Source organism: Lelliottia sp. JS-SCA-14 (assembly GCF_035593345.1).
Taxonomy (GTDB): Bacteria; Pseudomonadota; Gammaproteobacteria; order Enterobacterales; family Enterobacteriaceae; genus Enterobacter; species Enterobacter wanjuensis.
The window spans coordinates 2,163,449-2,181,574 of record NZ_CP141606.1 but is presented as its reverse complement, the minus strand read 5'-3'; the positions used below and the strand labels follow the sequence as shown (position 1 = coordinate 2,181,574).

The following is an 18,126-nucleotide window of genomic DNA, read 5'->3' as shown; positions in this document are numbered from 1 at the left end:
GCCCGCGCATTAACATGCTTCTAACCTCAGCAAAAAGGAGTTACCGATGAAACTGTTCTACAAACCAGGCGCATGCTCTTTGGCTTCGCACATCACCCTGCGCGAGAGCGGCAAGGATTTCACGCTCGATAGCGTCGACCTGATGAAAAAGCGTCTGGAGAATGGCGAGGACTACTTCGCGATTAACCCGAAAGGACAGGTTCCGGCTCTGGTGCTGGACGACGGCACCCTGCTCACCGAAGGCGTGGCGATCATGCAGTTCCTGGCAGACACCGTTCCCGATCGCCAGTTGCTGGCCCCGACCGGCAGCATTTCCCGCTATAAGACGCTGGAGTGGCTGAACTACATCGCCACCGAGCTGCACAAAGGCTTTACGCCGCTGTTCCGCCCGGATACGCCTGAGGAGTACAAACCGACCGTTCGTGCCCTGCTTGAGAAAAAACTGCAGTACATCAACGAATCCCTGAAAGACGATCAGTGGATTTGCGGCCAGCGTTTTACCATCGCTGACGCCTATCTGTTTACGGTTCTGCGCTGGGCGCGGGCTGTGAAGCTGAATCTGGAAGGGTTAAGCCACATTGAGTCGTATATGGAACGTATGGCGGCGCGCCCTGGCGTGGCGGCGGCGCTGAAGGCGGAAGGGTTGAACTAACGGAGCGGTCTGTTTTGCCCGGCGGCGCTGCGCTTGCACGGGCCTACAGTTTTGTAGGCCGGGTAAGGCAAAGCCGCCACCCGGCAATGTGGCGGCGGCGCTGCGCTTGCACGGACCTACGGTTTTGTAGGCCGGGTAAGGCGAAGCCGCCACCCGGCAAAACAGCGTATTTCGATGTGACAGGCCGGGTAAGCGTGAAAGCCACCCGGCAATGCTTTAAAGCTGCGTCGCGCTAAAATAGTGCTCCGGCTTCGCGATACGATCCTGCGCCGCCACTACCTGCAACTCATACTCATCCATCTGTTTGGTCGCGATCATGATTTCATACACCGCGGCGGTCACATGCTCCAGTGCGTCGCGAAGAGAAGCGCCCTGCAACAGTTTCACCAGCAGTAACCCGCTGGTCACATCACCCACACCAACCGGCTGACGCGCACCAAAATCCACCAGCGGACGGCTGATATGCCAGGCGTCATCTTTCGTCACCAGCAGCATTTCAAACCGGTCGTGGCTGATCCCAGCCCGCGCCAGATGCTTCACCAGCACGATCTCCGGCCCCTGAGCGATCAGCTCACGTGACGCTGTCACGGCTTCTTCCACGCTGTTCACCGGATGCTCGCACAGGATCTCAAGCTCAATCAGATTCGGCGCAATAATATCGCTGGCGGGCATCGCATGACGCACGTGGAACTCCGCCACGCCCGGCGCGACGATGCAGCCTTTTTCGGGATGACCCATTACCGGATCGCAGAAGAATTTGGCCGACGGGTTCGCCGCTTTCACCTGACGCACAATACCGAGGATATGCTCGCCCTGCTCTGCAGAGCCGAGATAACCGCTCAGCACGGCGTCACAGCGCTTCAGCTGGTCGATATCCGCGATACCCTGCACAATCTCGGTCAAGTGCGACGCGGGCAGCACACAGCCCGTCCATTTGCCGTACTGCGTGTGATTGGAGAACTGAACGGTGTTGAGTGGCCAGACGTTGGCCCCGAGACGGCGCATGGGAAACTCAGCGGCGCTGTTGCCGGCATGTCCAAAAACAACGTGGGACTGAATAGCGAGGATGTTATTCATTTTTCTTACCACAACCCTGAAAAAAGAAAGGGGCGTGGTTTCCCACGCCCCTCAAACACTTGTGATTACTTCCAGCAAACCAGACAGTAATTCTTCTTACCGCGACGCAGCAGCGTGTATTTGCCGTACAGGCGATCGCTCTCTGCGAAGGTGTACTCCGGATCGGCCTGCTTTTCACCGTTGATGGTGATGGCGTTAGAGGCGATAGTTTTACGTGCCTGACCGCGGGACGGCTGCAGCTCGGAATCCACCAGCGCCTGCATCAGGTCTGCGCCCTTCTCCATCTCTACCATCGGCACGCCATCCTGCGCCAGCTGCTCGAAATCTTCCACGCTCAGATCGCTCAGCGTACCGTTGAACAGGCTGGCAGTAATGCGTTTCGCCGCCGCCAGGCCTTCTTCACCGTGCACCAGGCTGGTGACCTGATCGGCCAGCACATACTGCGCGCGAGGCGCTTTGCCGCTGTTCTTGTCTTCTTCTTCCAGCGCATTGATCTCTTCAATGTCCATGAAGGTGAAGAACTTCAGGAAGCGATAAACGTCCGCATCGGCGGTGTTGATCCAGAACTGGTAGAATTTGTACGGGCTGGTTTTCTTCGGATCGAGCCAGACCGCGCCGCCTTCGGTTTTACCGAATTTGGTGCCATCGGCTTTGGTGATCAGCGGAACGGTCAGACCGAAGACCTGGTTCTGATGCAGACGACGCGTCAGGTCGATACCGGACGTGATGTTGCCCCACTGGTCGGAACCACCAATCTGCAGCGCCACGCCGTGCAGTTTGTTCAGACAGGCGAAGTCATAACCCTGCAGCAGGTTGTAGGAGAACTCGGTGAAGGAGATGCCCTGATCGTCACGGTTCAGACGCTGCTTGACCGCTTCTTTGTTGATCATCTGATTAACGGAGAAGTGCTTGCCGATATCACGCAGGAAAGTCAGCACGTTCATGCCGCCAAACCAGTCGTAGTTGTTGGCCGCAATCGCGGAGTTTTCGCCGCAATCGAAATCGAGGAATGGCGCAACTTGCTTGCGGATTTTATCCACCCACTCCTGCACGGTATCTTCCGTATTCAGTTTACGCTCGGCGGCTTTAAAGCTCGGGTCACCAATCAGACCGGTCGCACCACCCACCAGCGCCACAGGCTTGTGGCCCATCTGCTGGAAGCGTTTCAGGCATAACAATGGAACAAGATGCCCCAAGTGCAAGCTGTCAGCGGTGGGATCGAAGCCGCAATAGAGCGCGATCGGGCCTTGCGCCAGTCGCTCTGCTAACGCTGCTTCGTCCGTCACCTGGGCCACGAGGCCCCGCTCTTGCAATTGTTTAATCAAGTTACTGCTTGCCATCAAATTCTCCATGTATAAACGACTGCACCTCTGTCGGTACACGACTTTTCGCCTAACGCGAAAGTGACATAGAATAAAGCGCCAGCCCATCCAGCGCTAGCGCTTACGACAACAAATTTCGCGGATTACGGGGCCAGTCGGTCGATTTTCCACGCGTCGCTGTCACGCTGGTATAAAAAGCGGTCATGGAGACGATGTTCGCCGCCCTGCCAGAACTCCATCTGTTCAACAGGCACGCGGAATCCGCCCCAGAAGCTCGGGAGCGGCACTTCGCCCTGCTGGAATTTCTGTTTCAGCTCGAGGAATTTGCTCTCCAGCACGCCGCGCGCCGAAATACGGCTCGACTGTTTGGAGACCCAGGCACCGATCTGGCTGTCGCGCGGACGGCTATGGAAATACTTCAGCACTTCCAGCGTCGAAAGGCGTTCGACTTTGCCGGTCACCATCACCTGACGCTCCAGCATATGCCACGGGAACAGCAGGCTGATGCGCGGATTGTTTTCCAGATGATGGGCCTTACGGCTGCCAAGGTTGGTGTAAAACACCAGCCCTTTTTCGTCGTAGTGTTTCAGCAGGACGATGCGCTGATACGGCTGGCCGTGCTCATCGACGGTGGCAACGACCATCGCCGTCGGATCGGCGAGTTTGGCCTCACAGGCCTGTTTCAGCCAGCGCTCAAAAAGGACGAGGGGTTCAGCGGGAAGATCCTGGCGACGCAGGCCGCCTTTGGTGTATTCACGGCGCAGATGCGCAATTTGCTGCAATTCATCGTTATCTGACATGGCGTTAGCTGAAATTAGAATTGGGTGGCGCTATTGTGCGCCGCCCCTGGAAAAATCTCAACGCTTCGGATTCTGCAGCACGCAGTTGTTCAGCACGACGCGGTCGCGTTTATAGACGGTGGCATCGTCACCTTTCGACCAGAAGACATAAATCCCATCGGTATAGCGCGCGCCGGAGGCGGACATTCCCTGTTTCAGGTTCAGCACTTTATTGTCATAGATGAAACTGGCTTCCTGACGCGGGTTATTCAGCTTCACGGTCAGCGGTTTTTCGTCGCAGCGATATTCCAGCGTGTCGGTGTTCATGCGATCGACGAACTGGTTGTAGTAGCTACAACCCGCGAGTAAGAGAGGGGCAAAAGCAAGCAGAAGTTTTTTCATGGGCCTGTTCCGAAGACTATCCTGGTCATGGAGGGTGAAGTCACCCTCCTGTATTCCTGTGGATTTTAACCGCAACAGACCGGGCTTTGTTTCAGTTAACTCTGATTCTGACGTGGGTTGGCCGGAAAAATGGCGCCCAGCACGCTGGCTTCGCGTGCACCGGTGACAGAGGGGAGATTTCCCGGCAGTCCGGCGACCGTGCGCCAGGCAAGCCAGGCGAAGGCCAGGGCTTCCATATCATCCCCGCTAATCCCGGCCACATCGGTGGTGGTCACCTCGGTGCCAGGAAGCAGCCCGGCGAGACGCGCCATCACCAGTGGGTTACGGCTCCCGCCACCGCACACGAGAAGGCGTTCACAGCCGCCGCTCAGCAAGACCTGTTCAGAGATTGAGATTGCCGTCAGCTCCACCAGCGTCGCCTGCACATCCTGCGGGGCCAGCGCCGGGAATGGCGTCAGCTGGCGCTCAAGCCAGCCATAGTTAAAGTATTCCCGACCGGTGCTCTTCGGCGCAGGTGCCGCAAAATAGGGGTCGCTCAGCATCGATTGCAGCAGCGGGAGGATCACTTTCCCCTCGCTGGCCCACTGTGCGTCTTTGTCGTAGGCTTTGCCGCGCTGACGCCAGATCCAGGCATCCATCAGCATATTGCCGGGGCCGGTATCGTAGCCGCGCACCGCTTGGCCTGGAATGAGCATGGAGAGATTGGCGATACCGCCAATATTGAGCACCATCCGGCGTTCAAGCGGATGCGCCAGCAGCGCCTGGTGAAACGCCGGAACCAGCGGCGCGCCCTGCCCGCCGAGCGCGATATCGCGACGGCGGAAATCGCCCACCACCGTCACACCGGTTTTCGCCACGATCTGGTTGTTGTCGCCAATCTGCATCGTATGCGGCGCGTCCCCGACCGGCTCGTGCCAGACTGTTTGCCCGTGACAACCAATCGCCACCACGTCTTTCGGCTGCAGATTTTCCTGCTGCATCAACGCCAGCACGCCATCAGCAAACAGCGATCCCAGCTGTACGTCCAGCCGCCCCAGCTGCGACAGGGTCAGCTGTTGGCCCTGGCAAATGCTCAGAATCGCTTCCTTCAGCTCAACGGGGATCGGCCAGGTCAGGCTGGCCTGCTGCGCCACCATATTCTCATCAATTGCAGCAAGGACAACATCGACACCGTCAAGGCTGGTGCCAGACATCACACCGATATAGCGACCCGATTTCATGCGCTTTCCTTAAGTTTTCAGGGCTTGGGGTAAACACTCCACCATAAACTTAGGGTCATTTCTATGACGCGATAATATTTTTTAACAATGTCAGATCTCAAACACCCCAGGCCGTCCGTTTATGTCTCGTTAAGCTAAATTCAAGTACAATTTTCTTATTGTTGGTGCAAAGATATGATCTATGGCTGCCGATGCCATATAATTGAGCCATAACGGATGCTCAGATTGAGCGTTTTGGGTGAACAGGAGATTCAAATGATTTTACGTGTACTGGGCGTTTCATTGATTGGTTTAACTCTGGCTGGCTGCGTGAATAACGACTCCCTTTCCGGTGACGTTTACACTGCCTCCGAAGCCAAACAAGTGCAAAACGTCACTTACGGTACTGTTGTTAACGTGCGTCCGGTTCAGATCCAGGGCGGCGATGACAGCAACGTGATTGGCGCAATTGGCGGTGCTGTGCTGGGTGGTTTCCTGGGTAACACCGTCGGTGGTGGCACCGGGCGTTCTCTGGCGACAGCCGCAGGTGCGGTTGCCGGTGGCGTAGCCGGTCAGGGCGTTCAGGGTGCGATGAACAAAACCCAGGGCGTTGAGCTGGAAATCCGTAAAGACGACGGCAACACCATCATGGTGGTGCAGAAACAGGGCAACACTCGATTCTCTAGCGGTCAGCGTGTTGTACTGGCGAGCAACGGTAGCCAGGTTACTGTTTCCCCACGCTAATTCCTTAATGGATGTGGCTTTCGGCCACATCCATTACTCTCCCCTCAACTCATTAATAAAATTAAACACATGTAATATGTGAATTAATTAATGGCGTTTCCCTTGTTCCTGCGCAAAGTATTTCCCACGTCGTCACGCTAGTCTCCACGTTCGTTCCTTCAGCTCAATAACGCAATATCTGCCCGCTAACAAACGTATGATTGTGATTAACCGACATCTGGGAAACCGATATGTTTCCTTCGCTCTGACTTGCCTGGTTTTCTTTGGCATATTACATGCGATATTTAATAATATAGAACGTACTGTCCCGACGCTGTCACCATTTTTATTCCCGACGCTGACCGTATTTCTGCTGGTGTTTCATCTGTTTATTGCCATTTTTATGATCATGAAATACTGGTGCGACAAACAGCGCGTGTTCCTGCTCGCCATCGCCTTTGCCTTTGTGGGCTCAGCGCTACTGATGGCGGGTACCCTGAGCTGCTTCCCGACGTGGCTAAACCCGTACAGCCTGCATCCCAATAACTATAACGATGCGATGATTTATTTCATGATGCGCAACATTATGATGGCCAGTCTGTTTACGCTTTCGACGGTACTTTTTACATTGCGTCACTCGGCATTAACACGACCAATGTACGGATTCATCGTGGGGTTATTATTAATTTTCACCGCGCTGATGATAATTCTCGCGTGGCTCTACTCCAGCCATAGCGCGTTGCTCTCGCTGGATTTAGTCAATAATGACACCCGACAGAGCACGATATTATGGACGCAAGTCATTAATATTATCCTGATCCTGTTCTGGGTGAGCACATTAATAACCATGCTGGTTATTACTCGTCTGAGAAATCTATTCTGGCTGAGCGGCTGTTTTCTGTGTGTCTGCTATATCATTACCTTATCGACGCTGATGACCACCGACTATGTGGGAGGGTTCGTCTGGTACCGGGCGAGATTTTTTGAAGCTATCGCCACGCTGGTGATTATCTTCACCCTGCTGCAGGATGTGTTTAGCCTCTATCGCCAGTCACATCTCAAATACCAGCAGTCGTACCAGAACTCGATTCGTGATGCCCTCACGCGCCTCTACAATCGCAGCTATTTTTACGAATCCTTGAGTCACTCGCTCAGTACCACTACTGGCAGCAAACCCGTGTCGGTGATAGTGAGCGATCTCGACCGTTTCAAACGCATCAACGACACCTATGGGCACCTGCAGGGTGACAAGGTGTTGCAGTTTGTCGCCAACCTGCTGATGGACTCCGTACGCCCGCAGGATATTGCCGCGCGCATCGGCGGCGAAGAGTTTGTTTTACTGCTGCCCAATACCTCGTCAGAGGCGGCTAAACAGGTGGCTGAACGGATCCGTATTCTGTTAGCCAGTTTTGATCGTGAAACGACGCACGGGGAACTACCGGAACCGATCACCATCAGCATGGGGGTCTATACCACGACCTCCTCCGCCGTGACCGCCGAAGAGTGCGTCGAGCGCGCGGATAAGGCGATGTATGAGGCCAAAGAGACGGGACGAAATCGGGTGGTAGTGTTCAGCTAAAAAGAAAGCCTTGCGATGCAAGGCTTTGTTATGACGTTAGTCGCGGGTCTGGAGCTCATTGATGTTCTGCTCAAGGCGAGCAATCATGTCAATCAGCTGTTCCAGCTCGGCCGGTGAGATCCCGGAGAGGATTTCACCGCGCGTTTTACTGATCACAGCTTCCATCTCGGTGATGATAGGCGCTGCTTTTTCAGTGAGCTTAATACGTTTGGCACGGCGGTCGCTGGCGCAGGTCTGACGCGATATCAGTCCCTTCTCCTCCAGCTGATCGAGCGTGCGCACAAGGGACGGCTGCTCAATGCCAATCGCTTTTGCCAGTTGAATTTGTGACTGCTCGGGCGGCAACTGATGAATGTTATGCAGCGTAACCCAATGCGTCTGTGTCAATTCCAGAGGTTTCAGGCGATGGTCAATCAGAGCACGCCAGATGCGCACCAACCTTGCCAGATCAGAACCTAATGGCGATTCCAATTTCATCTCCTTATAATTAGCTTGCTAAGTTATTATACTGATTTTAGAATAGTGTGCAGCATTTATATTGGCAAAACAAATGCAATACTGCATTCATCAAAATCGAACGAATGATTTACACTTATTGAAGGCGCTTCATCGTGTTAACACTCGCCTCTTCTCCACAGCAAAGGATCTCTTCTCGTGAAGTTCTCTTATAGCTCCGCGGGTTTACCCCTACAGGACCTGATTGTCGGCGCATCTGTCTATTTCCCCCCGATTTTCAAAGCCGTGATGTTGGGCTTTTTGATCTGGCTTGTGGCACACCGACTGCTTCGTGACTGGATGTATTCCGGTGAAATCTGGCATCCCATGTTGATGGATCTTTCGTTGTTTACCCTTTCGGTTTGTCTTGGTCTGGCTCTGTTGATTGCGTGGTGAATATGTCGCTGAAAACCGTTAAATACTTTTCGAGCCTGCTGGTGCTGGCTCTGGCGCTGGTCGCTGGCTGGTGGTTATGGAATTATTACATGCAGTCTCCCTGGACGCGCGACGGCAAAATCCGCGCTGAGCAGGTGAGCATTACCCCGCAAGTCTCCGGCAGTATCATCACGCTGCGGGTGAAAGATAACCAGAAAGTCAGAGCGGGAGATGTGCTCTTTCGCATCGATGAAACGCCCTACCATATCGCGGTGCTGAATGCCCAGGCGCAGCTGGCAAAAGCGCAGTCGGATCTGGCGAAAGCCAATAACGAAGCCAACCGTCGCCGCCATCTGCCGCAAAACTTTATCTCCGCCGAAGATCTCGATACCGCGAACATTAACGTGAAAGCGATGCAGGCCAGCGTGGAAGTGGCGGAAGCGACGCTGAAACAGGCGCAGTGGCAACTCACGCAGACGGTGGTCAAAGCGCCTGTTGACGGCTGGGTGACCAACTTATCCACCCGCGAAGGGGATTACGCCACCCAGGGAAAACCGCTGTTCGCGCTTGTGGATAGCCACTCTTTCTATGTCGTGGGCTATTTCGAAGAGACCAAACTGCGCCACATTCAGGAAGGCGCTGCGGCGCGAATCACCTTGTACAGCGGCTCCCGCGTGTTACAGGGTCACGTTTCCAGCATTGGCCGCGCAATCTACGATCAGAGCGTCGAGACTGATTCCGGCCTGGTGCCTGATATCAAACCCAACGTGCCGTGGGTCCGCCTCGCCCAGCGCGTGCCGGTTCGCGTGGAGTTCGATAACCTGCCGAACGATATCACCCTGGTGTCCGGGACCACCTGTACCGTGTCGATCGGAGCCCACTGATGGACCTCTCTGCTTTCTCCTGGCGTAAAATGCCGTGGTTTAAAGCAAACCCGGCGCAGTGGCGCTACGCCCTGCGCAACGGGATCGCCATGTGTCTGGCCCTGTCGGTGGCCTATTACCTGAATCTGGATGAGCCCTACTGGGCCATGACTTCTGCGGCGGTGGTCAGCTTTCCGACCGTCGGCGGCGTCATCAGTAAAAGTCTTGGGCGCGTCGCCGGGAGCCTGCTTGGTGCGACGGCGGCGCTGATTATCGCCGGACATACGCTCAACGATCCCTGGCTCTTTTTGCTCAGCATGGCCGCCTGGCTCGGCGTTTGTACCTGGGCCTGCGCCCATTTTACGAATAACGTCGCCTACGCGTTCCAGCTGGCGGGCTATACCGCCGCGATTATCGCCTTTCCGGTGGTCAATATTCTCGACACCACGGAGCTTTGGGATATCGCCCAGGCGCGCGTGTGCGAAGTGATCATCGGTATTTTGTGCGGCGGGGTGATGATGATGATCCTGCCGAGCACCTCTGACGGCACCACGCTCATCTCGGCGTTAAAAACCATGCATGCGCGCCTGCTGGAGCACGCCAGTCTGCTCTGGCAGCCCGATTCCAGCGATGCGGTTCGCCTGGCCCACGAGAAAGTCATCGGCCAGATCCTGACCATGAACCTCCTGCGCATCCAGGCGTTCTGGAGCCATTACCGCTTTCGTCGGCAGAATAAATTACTGAACTACCTTCTCCACCAGCAGTTGAGAATGACCAGCGCCCTTTCGGGCCTGCGCCGGATATTGCTCAACTGGCCCAGTCCGCCGGACAACACGCGCGAAGTGATCGACCGTCTGCTGGCGGCGCTGGCGAATCCGCAGACGGATATGCTGGCGGTGGCGCGTATCATTGCGCCTCTCGCGCCGACGGATGAGTTTGATTACCGCCATCGCGCGTTCTGGCAGCGGTTGCTCTACTTTTGCCGCTTATACCTGCGCAGCAGTCGCTGGATCAGCGCCGTTGAAAATGCCACACCCATTACCGAATTTAACGTGCCGGGCAGCCCTGCGCTGACCAGGCATACGGATAACAAAGAAGCGTTATGGAGCGGTTTTCGCACCTTCTGCGCCCTGACGCTGGTCGGTGCCTGGAGCATCACCACCCAGTGGGAGTCGGGCTCGGCGGCGCTGACGCTGGCGGCGATCAGCTGCGTGCTCTACTCCGTGGCTGCCTCGCCGTTTAACTCTCTGACACTGCTGATGCGTACGCTGGTGCTGCTTTCGCTCTTCAGCTTCGCCGTGAAATTCGGGCTGATGGTGCAAATCACCGATCTGTGGCAGTTCCTGCTGTTCCTGTTCCCGCTGCTCACCACGATGCAGCTGCTGAAATTGCAGATGCCGAAACTCGCGGGCTTGTGGGGGCAACTGATCGTCTTTATGGGGTCGTTCATTTCCGTCACCAATCCGCCGGTTTACAATTTTGCCGACTTTATGAATGACAATCTGGCGAAGATTCTGGGCGTGGGGCTGGCGTGGCTGGCCTTTGCGGTCCTGCGCCCCGGCTCGGACGCGCGGAAAAGTCGGCGACACATCCGCGAGCTGCGCGCAGGGTTTGTCGATCAGCTCAGCCGCAAGCCGCACCTGCGTGAGAGTGAATACGAATCGCTGGTTTATCATCACGTGAGTCAGCTGAATAACAGCCAGGATGAGCTATCGCGTCGCTGGCTGCTGCGCTGGGGCGTGGTGCTGTTGAACTGTTCGCATGTGGTGTGGCAACTGCGCGCATGGGAAACCCGCTCAGATCCCCTGTCGCAGGTGCGTGATATCTGCATTTCCCTGCTGCGGGACGTGATGAGCAAACGCGGCGTTCAGCAGCGCCCGCTGGCGATGACGCTCGCAGAGCTACAGCGCATTTGCGATACGCTGGCGCGCCACCATCTACCGGCAGCGCGCGATCTCGCGTCGCTGATCTGGCGTCTGCACTGTTCGCTCTCTCAGCTGGAACAGGCTCCGCCGCCAGGGACGATTACGGATCAGATCACCCCGCAGGCGTAACGCGCCCCGCCACCGCCCAGAGGTTTAGGCTGATCGGACATGTTATCCCCGCCGACATGAATCATCAGCGCTTTGCCTTTTATCTCTTCCAGTTTTTTCAGACGCGGAGCCACCACCGGATCGGTGGCTTTGCCGTCATTGTTAACCACCAGCACCGGCAAGTCGCCTTCGTGCCCTGCGCCCTCAGGTCCTTCATGTTTACCGGTTTTTTGCGGGTCAAAATGGCCGCCAGCCGCTTCAGCTGCCGAGGCTTTTCCGTCTTTCATGGCGGGCTGACAGCTGCCCTTGGCATGAACATGAAAGCCATGTTCACCGGGAGGAAGAGCTTTGAGATCGGGCGCGAACTCCAGCCCTTTATCGGTTTCGCTGATGGTGACACTGCCGATGGACTGGCCGATCCCCTGCGAGGTGACGAGATTCATTTCAACTTTGTCGCTGGCAGCCTGCGCGCCTGCGCAAACCACCAGCGTCATCACTGCCAGAGCAAAACGCTTCATATGACCTCCTCGGGTTGATTTTGCCCCTAAAGTTTAGACCAGGGGCAAGGATTTCACCGGAAAGTCATCGGCATAGACGATTAAGGAACGTCGTAACCGAGGGCCGCTTTGCGAATGCGGAACCACTGCTGACGCGTCATCTGCAGCTCTTCGGCGGCGATCGCTGAACGCACGCGTTCGATTTTACCAGAGCCGATAATCGGCAGCGGTTTCGATGGCAGACGCAGGATCCACGCGTATACCACCTGCTCAATGCTCTCGGCGTTCAGCTCGCGGGCAACGGTTTCAAGCTCATCGCGCAGCGGCTGGAATTCGTCGTCATTGAACAGACGACCGCCGCCCAGGCAAGACCAGGCCATCGGACGAATGCGCAGCTGTTGGAGTTGATCCAGCGTGCCGTCCAGCAGCAGCGGCTGATGCACCGGAGAGATCTCCACCTGGTTTGTCGCCAGGGTAAACGGCAGACGAGACTGCAGCAGCGCGAACTGTGCCGGGGTGAAGTTCGACACGCCAAAGTGACGTACCTTCCCGCTCTGATGCAGCGCGAGGAACGCCTGCGCGACTTCATCGGCATCCATCAATGGATCGGGACGGTGGATCAGCAGCAAGTCGAGATGGTCGGTGGCGAGATTCACCAGCGACTGCTCGGCGCTTTTGATGATGTGATCGCTGTCGGTGATGTAATGACCGAGGGCGTTTTCTGCGCGCGCGGTGGTGGCGATGCCGCATTTGGAGACGATCTCCATGCGCTCACGCAGATGCGGAGCCAGCTTCAGGGCTTCCCCAAACGCCGCCTCGCACAGATACCCGCCGTAGATATCGGCGTGGTCAACAGTGGTAATCCCGAGGTCGAGATGTTCCTCAATGAAACTGACCAGCTGACGCGGGGACATATTCCAGTCCATCAAACGCCAGTAACCCATGACAAAACGCGAAAACGCTGGGCCCTGCGGGGCAAGGGCAATACGCTGAACCATAACAATTTCCTCAAGGAAGTGATGTCATGAGTATACGCATATCCGCCGCTAAAAAAGTGAAGGTTGCTGGGGTTCTTCGGTATCCGACGGTTTGTTTGCGCGTAATTTGCGCAGTAAACGCTGGCGACACAGACGGATGACATCCTGTTTCTGCACGTCGCTCATGTTTTGCCAGTTGAAACGCTCATCGCGACTGCGCATGCAGCCCCGGCAAAAACCGCGCTCATCAGACTGACAAATTCCCCGGCACGGGCTCTGGATGGGGAAAAACTCCAGTTGCTCTGCCACACACACCTCCCGAAATCGATTCTCACCTTCAGTGAAGACGCTAATTGCGGCGTCTGCAAGGGCTTTAACACAGAATTGTGGCATTAAGGTTTCACTAATCTTCACTCCCTATACTCGCCTCATCAATAAAACAGATGGTTTCTTTATGATGTGGTCCGTTAAAAAGTTACAGTGTAACGATATTAAATTCACTCTGGGTTGTGCCCTGTTCTTTACCGTGCTGAATGCGCTGTTTATTCAACGCAGCTGGGAGATTATTGCCCCCGCTCATCTGCACGATGTTCTGTTTGCGGCATCGGTTCCGCTGGTCCTGTTTTGTGGCTGGGTGATTGTGTTCAGCCTGCTCAATATTCCGTTTATCCGTAAGCCGCTGATGATCCTGCTGACCCTGGGCTGCGCCGGGGCGACGTACTTTATGTACACCTACGGTGCCGTCATCGATCAGAACATGATGGTGAACGTCTTCGAGACCAACTCGCAGGAAGCCACCGCGCTGGTGACCCCGCAGATGCTGCTGTGGATTGCGATTATCGGCCTGATCCCGTCCATCGTGCTGATGTTCGTTCGCATTCGTTCCGGTAAATGGTGGTACACGCTCCTGATGCGCGTTGCCGCAATCCTCGGGGCGCTGATGGTGATTATCCTGGTCGCCTCCGTCTTCTATAAGGATTACGCCTCCCTGTTCCGCAATAACAAAAGCATCGTCAAGATGGTGACCCCGGCGAACTACGTCAGCGCCATCGCCAAATACAGCAAAAACCGCTGGTTTGCAGGCGATCAGACGCTGGTGCGTATCGGCCAGGACGCTCAGAAAGGGCCGGTGATTCTGGCGCAGAAGAAAAAAACGGTGCTGGTGCTGGTCGTCGGCGAAGCCTCACGTGCGGAAAATTACTCCCTGAACGGCTATGCGCGCGACACCAACCCGCAGCTGAAAAAACAGAACATGATTAACTTCCCGCAGGCCTCTTCCTGCGGCACCGAAACGGCGGTCTCCTTACCTTGCATGTTCTCCAACATGCCGCGCAAAAATTACGACGCGGATCTGGCCCGTCATCAGGAAGGCTTGCTCGATGTGCTGGCCCACGCAGGCGTTAACCTGCTGTGGCGCGAAAACGACGGGGGCTGTAAAGGGGCGTGCGATCGTATCCCGCATACGGACATGACCCAGTGGAAACTGGATGAATTCTGCAAGGATAAATCCTGTATCGACGACGTGAACCTGCACCGTCTGGACAACGTGCTCGACGGCCTGAAGCAGGATTCGGTGCTGGTGATCCATCTGATGGGCAGCCACGGCCCGGCCTACTACCAGCGCTATCCGAAGGAGTATCGCCAGTTCACCCCAACCTGCGACACCAACCAGATTCAGGACTGCGACCATCAGGCGCTGATGAATACCTACGACAACACCATCCTCTATACGGATAGCGTGGTCAGCAAAACCATTGATGCCCTGAAAGCGCGTCAGACGACGATGAATACCGCCCTGATTTATCTCTCCGATCACGGTGAGTCGCTGGGTGAAAACGGCCTGTATCTGCACGGCACCCCGTACCTGATTGCCCCAACGCAGCAGACGCATATTCCGTTTATGTTCTGGCTGTCGCCGGACTACGTGAACAGCTACAGCATCAACGAGCCGTGTTTACGCGATCAGGCGGCCAAAACGGCGGTTTCTCAGGATAATTTATTCTCGACGGTTCTCGGCATGATGAACGTCAAATCAGCGGTTTATCAGCCGCAGATGGACATCATTAACACCTGTCGCAAATCCTGAGACTTGCATTAGACCGATTGGTCTAGTACATTCAGCGCCATGAGCAAAAATACTGAACACGATACACGCGAACATCTTCTGGCTACCGGCGAGCGTCTTTGCATGCATCGCGGGTTTACCGGAATGGGTCTTAGCGAGCTGTTAAAAACCGCTGAGGTGCCGAAGGGTTCGTTCTATCACTACTTCCGCTCCAAAGAGGCGTTTGGCGTGGCGATGCTGGAACGGCACTATGCCGGGTACCATCAGCGTCTCGCCACCCACTTTGCCAGCGGCGAAGGGTGCTATCGCGATCGTGTGCTCAACTATTATCAGGAAACGCTGAACCAGTTCTGCCAGCAGGGCATTATCAGCGGTTGCCTGACCGTCAAATTGTCCGCTGAAGTGTGCGATCTCTCAGAGGATATGCGCACGGCGATGGACAAAGGGGCCAGCGGCGTCATCGCCCTGCTGGCTCAGGCGCTGGAAAAAGGTCGCGACGAAAAAACGCTGAATTTCAGCGGCGATCCTTTGACTCAGGCCCAGGTGTTATATGCGCTGTGGTTAGGCGCAAATTTGCAGGCCAAAATTTCCCGCAGCGCCGTGCCGCTTGAAAGCGCACTGGCGCATGTGAAGAACAGCATTTCAGCGCCTGGCGTTTAACAGGCGTTTTTATTTACCAAATCACTAGTCGACCGGTCTACTCAGGAGTCATGATGTCAACTGAAAAATTATTTACCCCACTGAAAATCGGTGCGGTTACTGCACCAAACCGCGTACTGATGGCCCCGCTGACTCGTCTGCGCAGCATCGAGCCGGGTGATATCCCGACGCCGCTGATGGGCGAATACTATCGCCAGCGCGCCAGCTCCGGCCTGATCATTTCCGAAGCGACGCAAATCTCCGCGCAGGCGAAAGGTTATGCGGGCGCTCCGGGCCTGCACAGCCCAGAGCAGATCGCCGCATGGAAAAAAATCACTGCCGGTGTTCACGCTGACGATGGCCGCATCGCGGTTCAGCTGTGGCATACGGGCCGTATCTCCCACAGCAGCATTCAGCCTGACGGCCAGGCACCGGTTTCCGCTTCAGCCCTGAACGCCGGTACGCGCACGTCCCTGCGTGACGAAAACGGTCATGCGATTCGCGTGGATACCTCTACCCCACGCGCACTGGAACTCGACGAAATCCCAGGCATCGTGAATGATTTCCGTCAGGCCGTCGCCAATGCCCGCGAAGCCGGTTTCGACCTGGTTGAGCTGCACTCGGCGCACGGCTACCTGCTGCACCAGTTCCTCTCTCCGTCGTCTAACCAGCGTACGGATCAGTACGGCGGCAGCGTGGAAAACCGCGCCCGTCTGGTGCTTGAAGTGGTGGATGCAGTGTGCCAGGAGTGGAGCCCGGACCGTATCGGTATCCGTGTCTCCCCGATCGGTTCCTTCCAGAACGTGGATAACGGCCCGAACGAAGAAGCCGACGCCCTGTATCTGATTGAAGAGCTGGCGAAACGCGGTATCGCCTACCTGCACATGTCCGAGCCGGACTGGGCGGGCGGTCAGCCTTACTCCGAAGCCTTCCGTGAGAAAGTGCGTGCGCGCTTCCAGGGCGTGATCATCGGCGCGGGTGCTTACACCCCAGAGAAAGCCGAAGATCTCATCAGCAAAGGGCTGATTGACGCCGTCGCCTTTGGCCGCGATTACATCGCCAACCCGGATCTGGTGGCGCGTCTGCAGCGTAAAGCCGAGCTGAACCCGCAGCGTCCAGAGACCTTCTACGGCGGCGGCGCTGAAGGCTACACCGACTACCCTTCCCTGTAATTCCTCGGTTGTCCATTGATAGCGGCGATGATTCGCCGCTATACTAAAACATCGTTTCTGTTCAAAAAGATAAGCCACTGAGGTGGTTAAGAGGAAAATATGCGCCTACTTCACACCATGCTGCGCGTTGGCAACCTGCAACGTTCTATCGATTTCTACACTAACGTACTGGGCATGCAGCTCCTGCGCACCAGCGAAAACCCGGAATACAAATACTCCCTGGCGTTCGTTGGCTACGGCCCGGAAAGTGACGAAGCGGTTATCGAGCTGACCTACAACTGGGACGTCGATAGCTACGAGCTGGGCACCGCTTACGGCCACATCGCGCTGGAAGTGGATAACGCAGCAGAAGCCTGCGAGCGCATTCGCAGCAACGGTGGCAACGTGACGCGCGAAGCGGGTCCGGTCAAAGGCGGCACCACCGTGATTGCCTTCGTTGAAGATCCAGACGGCTATAAAATCGAACTGATCGAAGCCAAAGACGCCGGTCGCGGTCTGGGCAATTGATCCCTCCGGGCGCGTTCTGCGCCCGTTGTTTTACTGCATCCCCGCGCAAAATTTGCCATAATACGCACTGCTTTTTTCCCCTTGTAAGAGACCCTGATGTCCGATAACGCTCAACTTACCGGTCTGTGCGACCGTTTTCGTGGTTTTTATCCTGTTGTGATTGACGTAGAAACAGCCGGATTTAACGCTAAGACCGATGCGCTGCTTGAGATTGCTGCCATCACGCTGAAAATGGATGAACAGGGCTGGCTGACACCGGACACCACGCTGCATTTCCATGTTGAACCCTTCGAAGGCGCAAACCTGCAGCCCGAAGCGCTGGCCTTTAACGGTATCGACCCGACTAACCCGCTGCGCGGCGCGGTGAGTGAATACGACGCCCTGCACGCCATTTTCAAAATGGTGCGCAAAGGCATGAAGGACAGCAACTGCAATCGCGCGATCATGGTGGCGCATAACGCGACCTTCGATCACAGCTTTATGATGGCCGCCGCCGAGCGCGCGTCCCTCAAGCGTAACCCGTTCCACCCGTTCGTTACCTTCGACACCGCCGCGCTGAGCGGGCTGGCGCTGGGGCAAACGGTGCTCTCTAAGGCCTGTATCACCGCGGGCATTGATTTCGACGGCACCCAGGCGCACTCGGCGCTGTACGATACGGAACGCACCTCAGAACTGTTCTGTGAGATTGTGAACCGCTGGAAGCGTCTCGGCGGCTGGCCGCTACCGATGGGCGACGAAACAGATCGCTAATCGTCCGCTGGGTAAGCGCA

General features: G+C 56.1%; 20 protein-coding genes. 11 read left to right on the top strand and 9 right to left on the bottom strand.

Translation table 11 applies throughout. The annotated features are described in order from the left end of the window. Positions 1-46 precede the first annotated feature (46 nt). A complete protein-coding gene (gene gstA / locus U9O48_RS10250) occupies positions 47-652 on the top strand; it encodes a glutathione transferase GstA (RefSeq protein ID WP_282493270.1) in 606 nt (201 codons plus the stop codon). 216 nt (positions 653-868) lie between these two features. Here gstA and pdxY read toward each other — a convergent pair whose 3' ends face one another. The 5 genes from pdxY to anmK all read right to left on the bottom strand — a co-directional run bounded on the left by pdxY (position 869) and on the right by anmK (position 5,452). Then, entirely contained in the window at positions 869-1,729 is an 861-nt protein-coding gene (pdxY, locus tag U9O48_RS10245; protein WP_282493271.1) for a pyridoxal kinase PdxY, read from the bottom strand. A 65-nt stretch (positions 1,730-1,794) separates the two neighbouring features. Then, positions 1,795-3,069: a tyrosine--tRNA ligase gene (tyrS, locus tag U9O48_RS10240; protein ID WP_282493272.1), complete on the bottom strand. Its 1,275-nt coding sequence runs from the start codon at positions 3,067-3,069 to the stop codon at positions 1,795-1,797. Positions 3,070-3,194: 125 nt separating this feature from the next. Next, the gene (gene pdxH / locus U9O48_RS10235) at positions 3,195-3,851 is read right to left on the bottom strand and encodes a pyridoxamine 5'-phosphate oxidase (protein ID WP_285144667.1); all 657 of its coding nucleotides are present in this window, start codon (positions 3,849-3,851) and stop codon (positions 3,195-3,197) included. Positions 3,852-3,908: 57 nt separating this feature from the next. After that, on the bottom strand, positions 3,909-4,232 hold the full coding sequence (gene mliC, locus U9O48_RS10230; RefSeq protein WP_282493274.1) for a C-type lysozyme inhibitor: 324 nt from the start codon (positions 4,230-4,232) through the stop codon (positions 3,909-3,911). Between the two features lie 95 nt (positions 4,233-4,327). After that, positions 4,328-5,452, bottom strand: coding sequence for an anhydro-N-acetylmuramic acid kinase (anmK, locus tag U9O48_RS10225; RefSeq protein ID WP_285150228.1), 1,125 nt, complete (start codon positions 5,450-5,452; stop codon positions 4,328-4,330). 255 nt (positions 5,453-5,707) lie between these two features. Between anmK and slyB the strand changes: the two genes are divergently transcribed. Next, entirely contained in the window at positions 5,708-6,175 is a 468-nt protein-coding gene (gene slyB / locus U9O48_RS10220) for an outer membrane lipoprotein SlyB (protein ID WP_282493276.1), read from the top strand. 196 nt (positions 6,176-6,371) lie between these two features. Then, a complete protein-coding gene (locus U9O48_RS10215; RefSeq protein WP_285150227.1) occupies positions 6,372-7,733 on the top strand; it encodes a GGDEF domain-containing protein in 1,362 nt (453 codons plus the stop codon). Between the two features lie 36 nt (positions 7,734-7,769). Here the strand turns inward: U9O48_RS10215 and slyA are convergent, their stop codons facing one another. Then, positions 7,770-8,210, bottom strand: a complete 441-nt coding sequence (slyA, locus tag U9O48_RS10210; RefSeq protein ID WP_282493278.1) for a transcriptional regulator SlyA — start codon at positions 8,208-8,210, stop codon at positions 7,770-7,772. Positions 8,211-8,387: 177 nt separating this feature from the next. On the opposite strand from slyA, the gene U9O48_RS10205 reads away from it, so the two are divergent. The 3 genes from U9O48_RS10205 to U9O48_RS10195 are packed head-to-tail and all read left to right on the top strand — an operon-like array spanning position 8,388 to position 11,520. After that, complete coding sequence (locus U9O48_RS10205; protein WP_282493279.1) at positions 8,388-8,624, top strand: DUF1656 domain-containing protein; 237 nt, start codon at positions 8,388-8,390, stop codon at positions 8,622-8,624. 2 nt (positions 8,625-8,626) lie between these two features. Then, positions 8,627-9,487 carry an HlyD family secretion protein gene (locus U9O48_RS10200; protein WP_285150226.1) on the top strand — a complete coding sequence of 287 codons (861 nt, stop codon included), beginning with the start codon at positions 8,627-8,629 and terminating at the stop codon, positions 9,485-9,487. Beyond that, a complete protein-coding gene (locus U9O48_RS10195) occupies positions 9,487-11,520 on the top strand; it encodes an FUSC family protein (protein ID WP_285150225.1) in 2,034 nt (677 codons plus the stop codon). Before U9O48_RS10200 ends, U9O48_RS10195 begins: the two co-directional genes overlap by 1 nt. On the opposite strand, the gene sodC is transcribed toward U9O48_RS10195, so the two are convergent. The 3 genes from sodC to U9O48_RS10180 form a co-directional block, all read right to left on the bottom strand. Then, the gene (gene sodC / locus U9O48_RS10190) at positions 11,499-12,017 is read right to left on the bottom strand and encodes a superoxide dismutase [Cu-Zn] SodC (protein ID WP_282493282.1); all 519 of its coding nucleotides are present in this window, start codon (positions 12,015-12,017) and stop codon (positions 11,499-11,501) included. The genes U9O48_RS10195 and sodC overlap by 22 nt on opposite strands. Before the next feature lie 80 nt (positions 12,018-12,097). Then, positions 12,098-12,994, bottom strand: coding sequence for an aldo/keto reductase family oxidoreductase (locus U9O48_RS10185; RefSeq protein ID WP_324724239.1), 897 nt, complete (start codon positions 12,992-12,994; stop codon positions 12,098-12,100). 48 nt (positions 12,995-13,042) lie between these two features. Further along, complete coding sequence (locus tag U9O48_RS10180; RefSeq protein WP_282493284.1) at positions 13,043-13,282, bottom strand: DUF1289 domain-containing protein; 240 nt, start codon at positions 13,280-13,282, stop codon at positions 13,043-13,045. Between the two features lie 148 nt (positions 13,283-13,430). Between U9O48_RS10180 and eptA the strand changes: the two genes are divergently transcribed. From eptA to rnt, 5 genes are all read left to right on the top strand, one after another. After that, the gene (gene eptA / locus U9O48_RS10175; RefSeq protein ID WP_285144814.1) at positions 13,431-15,059 is read left to right on the top strand and encodes a phosphoethanolamine transferase EptA; all 1,629 of its coding nucleotides are present in this window, start codon (positions 13,431-13,433) and stop codon (positions 15,057-15,059) included. Between the two features lie 39 nt (positions 15,060-15,098). After that, complete coding sequence (locus tag U9O48_RS10170; RefSeq protein WP_285150223.1) at positions 15,099-15,698, top strand: TetR/AcrR family transcriptional regulator; 600 nt, start codon at positions 15,099-15,101, stop codon at positions 15,696-15,698. 53 nt (positions 15,699-15,751) lie between these two features. After that, the gene (locus U9O48_RS10165) at positions 15,752-16,849 is read left to right on the top strand and encodes an alkene reductase (protein WP_285150222.1); all 1,098 of its coding nucleotides are present in this window, start codon (positions 15,752-15,754) and stop codon (positions 16,847-16,849) included. 99 nt (positions 16,850-16,948) lie between these two features. Continuing rightward, a complete protein-coding gene (gene gloA / locus U9O48_RS10160) occupies positions 16,949-17,356 on the top strand; it encodes a lactoylglutathione lyase (RefSeq protein ID WP_012017189.1) in 408 nt (135 codons plus the stop codon). A gap of 96 nt (positions 17,357-17,452) precedes the next feature. Further along, the gene (rnt, locus tag U9O48_RS10155) at positions 17,453-18,106 is read left to right on the top strand and encodes a ribonuclease T (protein WP_282493288.1); all 654 of its coding nucleotides are present in this window, start codon (positions 17,453-17,455) and stop codon (positions 18,104-18,106) included. Positions 18,107-18,126: the final 20 nt, after the last annotated feature.